This window comes from Butyrivibrio sp. AD3002 (assembly GCF_000420905.1).
Classification (GTDB): domain Bacteria; phylum Bacillota; class Clostridia; order Lachnospirales; family Lachnospiraceae; genus Butyrivibrio.
The window spans coordinates 127,441-139,448 of the sequence record NZ_ATVV01000001.1 but is presented as its reverse complement, the minus strand read 5'-3'; the positions used below and the strand labels follow the sequence as shown (position 1 = coordinate 139,448).

The 12,008-nt window shown below is 41.0% G+C and carries 9 protein-coding genes; all 9 read right to left on the bottom strand.

Going from position 1 to position 12,008, the window contains the following annotated elements; all coding sequences use genetic code 11:
- Window positions 1-24: 24 nt before the first annotated feature.
- The 9 genes from G596_RS0100565 to G596_RS0100525 all read right to left on the bottom strand — a co-directional run bounded on the left by G596_RS0100565 (window position 25) and on the right by G596_RS0100525 (window position 11,984).
- Window positions 25-2,304 (bottom strand): RelA/SpoT family protein, encoded by a 2,280-nt coding sequence (locus G596_RS0100565; protein WP_022759877.1) that lies wholly within the window; start codon window positions 2,302-2,304, stop codon window positions 25-27.
- A gap of 22 nt (window positions 2,305-2,326) precedes the next feature.
- Window positions 2,327-2,851, bottom strand: coding sequence for an adenine phosphoribosyltransferase (locus G596_RS0100560; RefSeq protein ID WP_022759876.1), 525 nt, complete (start codon window positions 2,849-2,851; stop codon window positions 2,327-2,329).
- A 184-nt stretch (window positions 2,852-3,035) separates the two neighbouring features.
- The gene (locus G596_RS0100555; protein ID WP_022759875.1) at window positions 3,036-4,112 is read right to left on the bottom strand and encodes a hypothetical protein; all 1,077 of its coding nucleotides are present in this window, start codon (window positions 4,110-4,112) and stop codon (window positions 3,036-3,038) included.
- Window positions 4,113-4,130: 18 nt separating this feature from the next.
- Window positions 4,131-5,627 (bottom strand): sensor histidine kinase, encoded by a 1,497-nt coding sequence (locus G596_RS0100550; RefSeq protein ID WP_330361210.1) that lies wholly within the window; start codon window positions 5,625-5,627, stop codon window positions 4,131-4,133.
- A gap of 67 nt (window positions 5,628-5,694) precedes the next feature.
- Window positions 5,695-6,369 carry a response regulator transcription factor gene (locus tag G596_RS0100545; protein WP_022759873.1) on the bottom strand — a complete coding sequence of 225 codons (675 nt, stop codon included), beginning with the start codon at window positions 6,367-6,369 and terminating at the stop codon, window positions 5,695-5,697.
- A gap of 55 nt (window positions 6,370-6,424) precedes the next feature.
- Complete coding sequence (locus G596_RS0100540; protein ID WP_022759872.1) at window positions 6,425-7,090, bottom strand: hypothetical protein; 666 nt, start codon at window positions 7,088-7,090, stop codon at window positions 6,425-6,427.
- Window positions 7,080-9,251: a glycogen debranching protein GlgX gene (gene glgX, locus G596_RS0100535; RefSeq protein WP_022759871.1), complete on the bottom strand. Its 2,172-nt coding sequence runs from the start codon at window positions 9,249-9,251 to the stop codon at window positions 7,080-7,082. The genes G596_RS0100540 and glgX overlap by 11 nt, the downstream gene beginning before the upstream one ends.
- Before the next feature lie 159 nt (window positions 9,252-9,410).
- Window positions 9,411-10,811: an oxaloacetate decarboxylase subunit alpha gene (locus tag G596_RS0100530; RefSeq protein WP_022759870.1), complete on the bottom strand. Its 1,401-nt coding sequence runs from the start codon at window positions 10,809-10,811 to the stop codon at window positions 9,411-9,413.
- A gap of 21 nt (window positions 10,812-10,832) precedes the next feature.
- A complete protein-coding gene (locus G596_RS0100525; protein ID WP_022759869.1) occupies window positions 10,833-11,984 on the bottom strand; it encodes a sodium ion-translocating decarboxylase subunit beta in 1,152 nt (383 codons plus the stop codon).
- Between the last annotated feature and the right edge of the window lie 24 nt (window positions 11,985-12,008).

Genomic DNA, 12,008 nt, shown 5'->3' with positions numbered 1-12,008 from the left:
CACCTTCCCCAGTGGGGGGAAGGCTTAGCCGGTGGTTCTCTCGATATCAATAACACTGTCAATATTTCTTATCTTATCAACAATCTCACCCAGCTCTTCTCTGCTTGATACCTGGAATGAAGTCTCCATTGTAGCTAGTCCCTGCTTACTTGTCCTGGTATTCATTGAGAGAATATCTACATTCTTCTCAGTGAGAGCTCGGGATACATCAGCAAGAAGTCCTGATCTGTTATTGGCAAATATGTTGATAGTAGCTACATACTTTTCGCCGAGAGCATGGCTTTCCCACTTAGCTTCAATGAGTCTTGTTCTGTCCTCATTCTGCATAGCGCGGACATTGATACAATCCTTTCTGTGGATTGATACTCCTCGTCCTCTGGTAACAAATCCTACAATCGGATCTCCCGGAACAGGATTACAGCACTTTGAAAACCTGACAGCTACATCATGGATTCCCTTAACAATAATGGCACTTCCTGAGCTGCTGATTCTTGGTGTGACACTGGACTCAGCAACAGCCGCAAGAACTTCTTCGTCGGTCATGTTCTGTTTGTGATCCTTCTCATACAGCTCGAGGATCTTATTAACAACCTGACCTTCCTTAAGACCACCATGTCCGATAGCAGCCATTACAGCATCCCAGCTGTGGAAACCGTACTTTCTCACTATAAGATTCTGGTACTCAGGCTTCATGATATTGTAAATATCAATACCTTTGGATTTACAATATTCAACAAGAAGTTCCTTACCTTTATTGATATTCTCTTCTTTAAACTCGTGTCTGAACCACTGATTTATTTTATTTTTTGTCGAAGTACTGCCGACAATGCTGAGCCAGTCTCTGCTTGGTCCTTTGGAATTCTGGCTGGTAAGGATCTCTATTCTGTCACCATTCTGAATTCTGTAATCAATGGGCACAAGCTTTCCGTTGACTTTGGCTCCGATCATCTTATTACCGACAGCGCTGTGAATGCTGTAGGCAAAATCGATAGGAGTTGAACCTGCAGGAAGATTCTTTACTTCACCATTCGGCGTGAAGCAATATACATCCTCAGAAAACAGATTCAGATCGCTCTTTAAGAGGTTCATGAACTCCTGATTGTCTGACATATCCTGTTGCCACTCAAGTATCTGACGGAGCCACGTAAGCTTCTCTTCTTCCTGGCCCTCAACATGTTTTCCGTCAGAAGCCTCTTTATATTTCCAATGTGCAGCGATACCGTATTCAGCGGCGCGATGCATTTCATATGTTCTGATCTGAATCTCGAAGGGCTGGCCGGTAGCGCCAATAAGTGTCGTATGCAATGACTGATACATATTGGGCTTAGGCATGGCGATATAATCCTTGAATCTTCCCGGAATTGGTTTATACATCTCGTGGATAACACCAAGTGCCGCATAACAATCCTTAACGGAAGCAACTATAATCCTTACAGCGAAAAGATCGTAGAGCTGTTCCAACGATTTGCCCTGATTATGCATCTTTTTATATATACTGAAAAAGTGCTTAACTCTTCCGTTTACTTCTCCGGGAATTCCTGCGTCGGCTATGTGCTGTCTAACCTCAGCACAGATTTCATCTACATATTTTTCTCTCTCAATTTTCCTTTGAGCAACACGTTTTACGAGATCGTAGTAGATGTCAGGTTCAAGATATTTTAATGAAAGATCATCCAGTTCAATCTTAATCTTACTTATGCCGAGTCGTCCGGCAATCGGGCTGTAAATGTCCAGCGTTTCCTGTGCGATTCTTTGCTGCTTAACTTCGGGCATGTGCTTTAAGGTACGCATGTTATGAAGTCTGTCTGCAAGCTTAATAAGGATTACTCGGATATCCTTTGCCATAGCAAGGAACATTTTTCTGAGATTTTGAGCCTGGAGCTCCATCTGATCCGGAGTTTTGGTCGCATAGTCACCGGAAAGTTCCAATCCCTGCAACTTTGTAACACCATCAACAAGAAGTGCTACATCAGCGCCGAATTGCTCTTCTACCTGTTCCTTGGTATAAATGGTATCCTCTACAACATCATGAAGAAGTCCTGCAGCAATTGTCTCCTTATCCATTTCGAGATCGGCAAGGATAATTGATACACAAAGAGGATGAATAATATAAGGCTCACCAGACTTGCGTCGCTGCTCCTTGTGAGCCTCGAACGCTGCCTGATAAGCCTTCTCAATCAAAGTTATATCATCAGATGGATGATATCTGCGGACACGGGAAATAAGCCCTTTGTAGAGGGCTTCGGGAGACTGAAATTCGTCTATCGCTTCAATTTTGCCATCATCAAATTCTGTCTGTCCCATATTTACATCCCATTAAAAAATATTATTTTCCTTCGTACGCAAGTGCTGAATAAAGCTTGTAATCGCCAAGAGCTTCTCTTCCATTAAGGCCCTTGAGTTCCAACAATACAAGAACGCCGGCAACTTCACCGCCAAGTCTTTCGATCATTTTGATCATAGCCTTAACAGTACCGCCTGTTGCAATAAGGTCATCTACGATAATTACCTTCTGGCCGGGTTTGATAGCATCCTTATGTATCTCAAGTGTAGCTGTGCCATACTCAAGTTCATAATCCTCAGAAATTGTCTCGCAAGGAAGCTTACCCTTTTTGCGAATCATGACAAATCCTTTTTTAAGATTATATGCAAGAGCTGTTCCAAAAATAAATCCTCTGGACTCAGCACCTACAACTACATCAAAATCAAGATCCTTTACAAGATCCTGCATCTCATTTATTGCAAGCTGAAGTCCGTCAGGATCCTGTATTACTGTGGTAATATCGCGAAACATAATTCCCGGTTCAGGGAAATCAGGTATAGTTCTAACATAATCATTTAACTGTTTCATATTTTCACCTCATCGTAATGAAAATTATAAATTATTATAACTAAATAAGTATATCACGAAATGTGGGGTAATGAAGAAAAATTTATACAATATTCATAAAATTTTAAGCTCTGTTTTGTATAAAAAGAACCCCAAATATCAGAATATAATATTTCGGGGTTCATTACTCTTTAAAATTATAAAATTATTCAAGATTAAACTGAATCGTCTCTGTTCCCATATCACCTATAAGCCCAATAGATTCAACATTTTTTAGCTTTGATGCATCCATCTGCTTTATAAGCACCATACTGAGCTTAGCGCCGGAAGGGATTGTTCCCTTGTAGGAACTAAGATCATTATCAAGCATAGTAACATTGGTATATCCGACATTTGTACCATTCAAAATGACCTGGAAATGGGGATTTGCCTTTTCCATATCCACGGAAACATCCATACCGCTCGTATTTGCAAGTCTAAATTTGAGAATAAGAAGTTTCTTACCCTGTGTAGCATTTATAACAAAAATATCATCATTATCAGGATAAGTCCCCGCTACACTATAGCCTGAATAGGTAAGGAAAATTCCCTTTGACAGTTCCTGTCTCATACCATCAACAGTCTTATCGGCTTCTGTGGAAGGAGCATCATTTTCGCTACTTTGCTCAGTTGTAATTTCGGTATTACTACTATCTTCAGGCAAAGGTTCCGCGATATCCTGAGTATCTTCCTCCGGCTTTGTTTCTGTTTCAAGTCCGGCGTTTTCTATTCCCTCATCAAGATCATCTCCGAACTTTTCAAGAAGAGAGTCAATATCATCTTTATTTTCAGTGTTACCGTCATCAGTTTCGGGAGCAGTATCATTATTTAATTGTTCACCCTCATCATCTACCTCGGGATTTTGCAATGGTTCCTCCGTCTGTGCAAGCTCAGTCGCAGTCTGACTTTCATCTACTGTCAGTGCCTCTCCGGAATCATCATTACCTTCTTCCTCCTCCGGATTCTCAGGCATATTGGCAATCTTTTCAGCATTCTCAGCATCTCGCGCTGCCTTTTTAGCCTCTCTATCCTCTTTTTGCATTTGCTTTTCGAGTTCAAGAGAGCTTAAAGATGAAAGCTTTTCAACTCCGTTATTGGAATTTTTCATTAAAACGCTTACCGCATACTGAACAATCTGATCATGTTCTTCCTGAGTCATCTCAGGAAAGCCCGATCCGCAACCCGTAAGAAGCATTCCCATTATACAACCGGTTATTAAAGCTTTTAAACCACGTTTTTTCATAAACGCCTCCATAAGGTATTACCTTGTTTCAAGCTCAAACCAGAATTCAACACCATTGTCGTAATTGTTAACACCATACTCCTGATGCATGGATTCCATAATAGCTTTTACAATAGAAAGACCCACACCGCTTCCGCCATACTCGCGGGTTCTGGCCTTATCAACCTTATAAAATTTCTCCCAGATATGATCAATACTATCAGCCGGAATCGGTTCTCCGGTATTGAATACAGAAATCCTTACCTTATCATCTTTTCTGGTAAGCTTTATTTCAATTATGCAATCACCGCTGATATGATTAAGAGCATTGCTGTAATAGTTCATCAAAACTTCTTCTGTCTTAAATTCATCAGCCCATACATATATCGGAGGATAATCCGACATTTGTACTGTCGCATTTTTCTGCTTCGTTAATATATCGGCAGATTTCACGTAATTCTTAATAGTTTCAGTGATATCAAAGCGTTCCATCTGCGTTACATCATTACCGAATTCAAGTTGATTAAGAGTCAGAAGCTTCTTAACAAGTACATCCATCTTCGATGCTTCGTCTCTTATTACCTCGCAGTAGAAAGCCATGCTCTCCGGATCATCCGTTATTCCTTCATCAAGTCCCTCCGCATAGCCCTGTATAAGAGCGATCGGAGTCTTAAGTTCATGTGATACGTTCGATAAGAATTCTCTTCGCATCTCATCAATTTCTTCCTTGCGGGCAATATCCTGTTTTAATTCATTATTGGCCGTCTTAAGTTCTTTGATGGTGGCTTCAAGAGTCTCGGATAATTCATTTATGTTATCACCGAGGATATCTATTTCGTTTGTATTTTTCTTACCACTCTTTGACTGATATTTTGCTTCAAAATTGAGGTTTTTCATCTCGTCTGAAATTCGTGTAAGCTGAAGAATAGGCTTAGTAATTCTGTTACTCAAATACAAAATACTGATTGAGCCAATAACAATTGCTATGAGGCCAACATACAGCATGAATCTGTTGGATATTCCTACGCTCTCCCTTATTCCTGCGAGCGCACTTCGTACCATGACAATATATCCGGTATCAATTACGCCCCAGATTTCAAGATATTCCGTATTAAGCCTTTTATCAGTCTCTATTTGAACAGTATAGGACTCAGTCTTCTCAATGATTCTCTTTTGCCCTACGACATCTGATGCCATAATGCTGTCACCGATAAGGTTATCCCATAAAATCCGAGCCATATAATCCGCATCGCTCGAGGAAGATTTTAGCATCTGTGAATCCGCATCAAGAACAACCAGCTCAATACCATAAGTATCGTATATGGATTGCAGCTCAATATCATATTCTTCTGTTGCAAAACTGCCATCCGATGATGCCTCATTTATGCTGTTATAAGCTTTCTTTACAACTCCAAGCTGATGAGAAAGATATACTCTCTCAAGAAAGACCTGATTGATAATTATTAGAAAAACTATCATACCGGTCATAACCAGCAGGAATAATATATTAAGCTCTGTTCTTAAGGAAAGTTTCACTTTCCTCTCATTTTCATTTGTCAATTCTTATATCTCGTTTCTTGTCGTTCTTAGTACCTTGAAAGCATTACACTTCAAACTTATATCCCATGCCCCAGATAGTCTTAATAAGATCGCCCTTATCGCCCATTTTTCCGCGAAGTTTTTTAACATGGGTATCTATAGTTCTGGCATCCCCGAAATAATCATAGTTCCAGACATTATTAAGAATTTTCTCTCTTGATAATGCTATGCCCTTATTTTCGATAAAGAATGTAAGAAGCTCAAATTCCTTAAACGAAAGCTCAATTTCCTTTCCATCAATCGAGACACTATGTGCTGCTTTATTTATCACAATTCCGCCTGCCTCAACAATTTCATCAGCACTTCCTTGTGAAGTTCGTCGCAGTATAGCTTCTACTCTTGCCACAAGAATCTTAGGGCTGAAGGGTTTTCCTATATACTCATCAACCCCAAGCTCAAAGCCCTGAAGTTCATCTCTTTCCTCAGTCTTTGCTGTGAGCATAATTATCGGAACCTTAGAATATTCCCTGACTTCCCTACATACCTGCCAGCCATCCATCTTAGGCATCATGACATCAAGAATAATAAGCGCTATATCTTTTTGTTCATAAAAAATATCCAGCGCTTTCTGTCCGTCTTCAGCCTCTACAACATCAAAATTATTTTTAACAAGAAAGTCTCTTACGAGCTTCCTCATTCTTGCTTCATCATCTACTACCAATATTTTCAGTTTATCCATTTTTAGCCCTCCGGAAATAATGATATACGCATATTGTGTCCATTTTGTTTCCGTTTCATTCGGATTCATCAATATCTATATCTTTTCCGTATTCTGTATCATCCTGAATTTTAAGATCGCGTTCCTTTATCCTTACAGCTTTCTCACGTTCCTTTAACGAATCCTCCCACTCGGCATAGCGGTTGGTAACATTCTGCTTGTAGTTGATAATATTGTCGCTTTCAGCTGATAACGCGATAAAAAACATTGTAATAACCATAGCAAGCAAAATGAGGTTCATAACACCCATTACAAAAGCTACAGCTTTTACATTCTTTTTCTTTTTGGGCGGTGGCGGTGTGATATACTGACGCGGATGATATTCATCCTTCAAATCAACCTTGGTTATTTTTAAATTGATCGGAATGGGTATCAGATCTTCTTCCTTTACTCCTGCACCAATCAATTTGTCGCGCAATTTTGCAAGGTAATACCACCCAATAGGCGTTGAAAAAATCTTGTTTGTTATAGCTTTCTCATAAACGGCTTCAAGATCTGAAACCTTTGTCGAATGAACCTTTTTCCCGATAATTTCTATCTTCTGTTTATCAAGTTCAGCCTTTTTTACATCCTCAGCAGATAGAAATTCGTAACCATCCACAACAAGATTTTCCGGTTCCTTTTTAGGAACGTCTGCATTCTCCGCTTCGCTTTTTACTTCGTCAACTTTTTCATCTGCCATAGCCTTCTCCATACGCAGCTATAAAAACGCTAACACTTCTTGCCTTTAACCGCCAATTCGGTACCGGCAGCGGCTTAGGTCTATTATTAAAATATCTCTTATCCTCGGCTGCCGTATCAACAACAAGTGTCCAATAAGCTCCTTCCGGCGGTTCCGGAAGCGTAATCTGTATATCTTCCCAAAATACATTTACGGACATAAGAACTACATCATCATGGCCTTTTTTTCTGATAAATCCGGCAAACATAATGCTTATTACTTTTGTATTATCATTTATATCCGTGTGATAAGGATGATCCGTAAATACTGAAATATGCGGAAGTCCTGACATTGCCGGCTTCAGATCTTTACGTATACAGGGGTGTTTTCTTCTAAACTGAATCATATCCCTGTAAAAGTCAAAATACTGTCTGTTTTTAGTAAAAAGATCCCAGTTAAGCCATGAAACTTCATTATCCTGGCAATACGCATTATTATTTCCGAACTGAGTATTGCCGAATTCATCACCGGCAAGAATCATCGGGGTGCCGCGGCTGCACATAAGTACTGTTATTGCATTTCTCATCATTTTAAAACGAAGGTCATTTATTGCAGGATCATCTGTTTCACCTTCAACTCCGCAGTTCCAGCTTCTGTTATCATTGGCACCATCAGAATTATTCCAGCCGTTCGCTTCGTTATGTTTTTCGTTGTAAGCGAACATGTCATATAAAGTAAATCCGTCATGACAGGTTATAAAGTTTACAGAAGAATCATATCCAGCATAATTTCTGCCATACATATCCATAGAGCCTGTTATTCTGCAAACAGCCTCCGGAGCAGCCCAGTATTCACCTTTAAGGAATGATCTGATACTGTCCCTGTATCTTCCATTCCACTCAGCCCATCTGCCCCAGGAAGGGAACGAACCAACCTGGTACATACCTCCTGCATCCCAGGCCTCGGCTATAAGCTTTACGTCACCGAGAATCGGATCGAATGCAAGGCGCTGCAAAAGCGGAGGCGCCTCCATAGGTGCTCCGTTTTGATCTCTTCCGAGAATACTTGCAAGGTCAAATCTAAAACCATCAACCTTATATTCCTCGACCCAATAATGCAGGCACTCAACTATCATCTGCTGTACCATAGGGTGATTACAGTTCAAGGTATTTCCGCATCCACTGAAATTATAATAATCACCATCGGGAGTAAGCATGTAATAGATATTATTGTCAAATCCTTTAAAGGAAATGAATGGACCGTTCTTATTGCCCTCTGCGGTATGATTGAAAACAACATCAAGTATTACTTCAATGCCGTTTTCCTTAAGGAGCTTTATCATCTCCCTTAATTCAAAGCCTTCCTTGTTATATTCCTCTGTCGAAGCATAGCTTGTGTTGGGAGCAAAAAAACTTACGGTATTATATCCCCAGTAATCAAGCAAAGTCCTTCCATTTACAACTCTCTTATCTCTTGTTTCATCAAATTCAAAAATAGGCATAAGCTCAAGGGCTGTTACCCCAAGTCTTTTCAGGTAATCAACCTTTTCCATGATACCGGCAAATGAACCTCTGCACTTAATGCCCGAAGATTCGTCCATGGTGAATCCTCTTACATGCATCTCATATATAATAGAATCACTCATTGGAGTCTTAAGCCAGCTTGTTTCGCCCCAATCAAAGTCATTTCTTACAACTCTCGCTCTGTAGGCCTCCTCAAATTTTATTGTCTGTCCCCATACTCTTTGCCCGGCAACAGCTTTCGCATAGGGATCAAGAAGAACATGGTTGTAATCAAATAATAGCCCTTTTTCCTCATCCCAGGGTCCATCTATACGGTACGCATATTCCATATTTTCAACCTGAAGGCCGAAAACGAGCATTGAATGAACCTTTCCTATTCTGTAATTGTCCGGAAAATTAAGAGAAACGAAGGGTCTTTCTTCGCCTCTGTGATAAAGAAGGAGCGTTACCTTAGTAGCTCCGTTTGAGTATACAGTAAAATTAACGCCATCAGGCATAATTGTGGCGCCATTTATATCATAGTATCCGGGACGGACCCTGAAGCCGTTAATAGTATCAGAAGCTACTAACTGTCTGTTCTCGCTGGATTTTCTATTGTCCCTGATATGAACATATCCAAAATTATTCTGTTTTGGTCTTTGTCTTCTAAATTCAGCCATATAAAATTGTATGAAGCAAACGCTCCGAACCCCTCATTTTCATAGAATCTAAAAATTCCAATAAAATACTATCTTAATTTTACCATAAAAAACAAAAAAATGGACAGATATTCGATAATGAATATCTGTCCATTAAAAACCTCGCTAAGTTTTTAAGGTTTATGCAGGATATGCACCGTTCTTAGTGTCGGCAGCTGAAAGGTCAACCTTTTCCTGCTGTGCAAGACGATACTTGAAGAAATCAGTAGCAACCTGAGGGAACAGAGCATAGGACAGAACGTCCTCATCCTGCTGCTTCCACTGCTTAACATCCTCTTCGAACTTAGGAAGTCCGGGAGCAAGCTTATCTGCAGGTCTGCATGTGATAACTTCTCTGTCGCCGATGATCTTCTTCTGAACTTCAGGATTGAAAGGCTTGATTGTCTTACCATACTCACCTGCAAGAAGGTCTTTAGTCTGGTCAGTAGCAACCTTATATCTCTCACCCATAAGCACATTCATAACGGCCTGAGTACCAACGATCTGTGAAGAAGGTGTAACAAGCGGAGGCTCACCGAAGTCCTTACGAACCTGAGGAATCTCCTCAAGCACAGTATTGTACTTATCGCTTGCGTTCTGCTCTTTAAGCTGGCTAACCATGTTGGAAAGCATACCGCCGGGAACCTGATACATAAGAGTCTTAATGTTTACACCGAGAACCTTAGCATCCATAAGTCCGCTCTGGAGGCACTCTTCTCTGTAAGGTCTGAAGTAATCAGCAACCTCAGCAAGAAGCTTCTGATCAAGACCTGTGTCGAATTCCTGACCCTTGAAGGCCTCAACCATAACCTCTGTTGCAGGCTGTGATGTACCAAGTGCGAAAGGTGAAATAGCGCAGTCGATGATATCAACCCCTGCCTCTGCAGCCTTCATATATGTCATACTTGCAACACCGGAAGTGTAATGAGTATGAAGATCGATAGGAAGGCTTGTAGCGCTCTTGAGAGCCTTAACAAGCTTCTCTGCCTCGTAAGGAAGAAGAAGTCCTGCCATATCCTTGATACAGATGGAATCTGCACCCATTGACTCGATTTCTTTAGCGATGTTCATCCAGTACTCTTCTGTATAAGCATCACCAAGTGTATAAGCAAGAGCGATCTGAGCGTGGCCGCCCTCTTTCTTTGTAGCCTTAACTGATGTCTCAAGGTTACGAAGGTCATTCAGACAGTCAAAAATACGTATAATATCAATACCGTTAGCGATTGACTTTTGTACGAAATATTCAACTACGTCATCAGGATAATGCTTGTAACCAAGGATATTCTGACCACGAAGAAGCATCTGAAGCTTTGTGTTCTTGAAACCATCTCTGAGTTTACGAAGTCTCTCCCACGGGTCCTCTTTAAGGAATCTCATGGAAGCATCAAATGTTGCGCCTCCCCAGCACTCAACTGAGTTATAACCAATCTTATCCATCGTAGGGATAATGGGAAGCATAAGCTCTGTAGGCATTCTGGTTGCAATCAGTGACTGATGTGCATCACGCAGAACTGTCTCTGTAATCTTAATTGGCTTTGCCATAATTAGTTCTCCTTTTCCGAATTAGAATACTCCAAATACCGCCATAAATGTTCCGGCAACGACTGCGGTACCTACGACACCTGCAACGTTGGGACCCATAGCATGCATGAGAAGGAAGTTGCTGGGATCATACTCTGCACCAACCTTCTGTGAAACTCTGGCTGCCATCGGAACAGCTGAAACTCCGGCAGAACCTACAAGAGGATTAACCTTACCACCTGTAAGAACGCACATCAGCTTACCAAACAGACATCCTGCGGCAGTACCGATAACGAATGCAATAAGACCAAGAACAACGATCTTAATTGTTGTGATATTAAGGAATGCCTCAGCACTTGTTGTAGCACCTACTGAAGTACCCAGCATAATAACTACGATATACATAAGAGCATTGGAAGCCGTCTCCTGGAGCTGACGAACAACGCCACTCTCGCGGAAAAGGTTACCAAGCATAAGCATACCGATAAGGGGTGCTGTTGTAGGAAGAATCATACTTACAACTATTGTAACGATGATAGGGAAGAGAATCTTCTCAAGCTTTGATACCGGACGCAGCTGCTGCATGCGGATCTTTCTCTCCTTCTCAGTTGTAAGAAGCTTCATAACAGGGGGCTGAATAATCGGCACAAGTGACATGTACGAATATGCAGCCACGGCAATCGGACCAAGGATTGTGGTCTGATTAAGCTTTGTAGCAAGGAAGATAGATGTAGGGCCATCTGCTCCTCCGATGATTGAAATAGCTGCAGCCTGCTGATCGTTAAAGCCCATAGCAATAGCCATAAAGTAAGCTGAAAAGATACCAAACTGAGCAGCTGCTCCCATAAGGAAGCTCTTAGGGTTGGCAATGAGGGGACCGAAGTCTGTCATCGCACCAACACCCATGAAGATAAGTGACGGCATGATTGCCCACTCATCAAGCAGGTAGAAATAGTACAAAAGTCCGCCTACACCATTGGATGACTTATCAATAGAAAGCATAATATCCGGATAGATATTAACCAAAAGCATACCGAAGGAGATAGGCACCAAAAGAAGTGGTTCGAAGTCTTTGGCAATTGCAAGATACATAAAAATCAATGCTACGACAACCATTATATAGTTACCGGGAGTCATTGTTGTAAATGCAGTTTGCTGCCAGAGATTCGATAATGTGTTTACAATGTAATCCATTTAACGACCTCCGTGAGTCTCTCC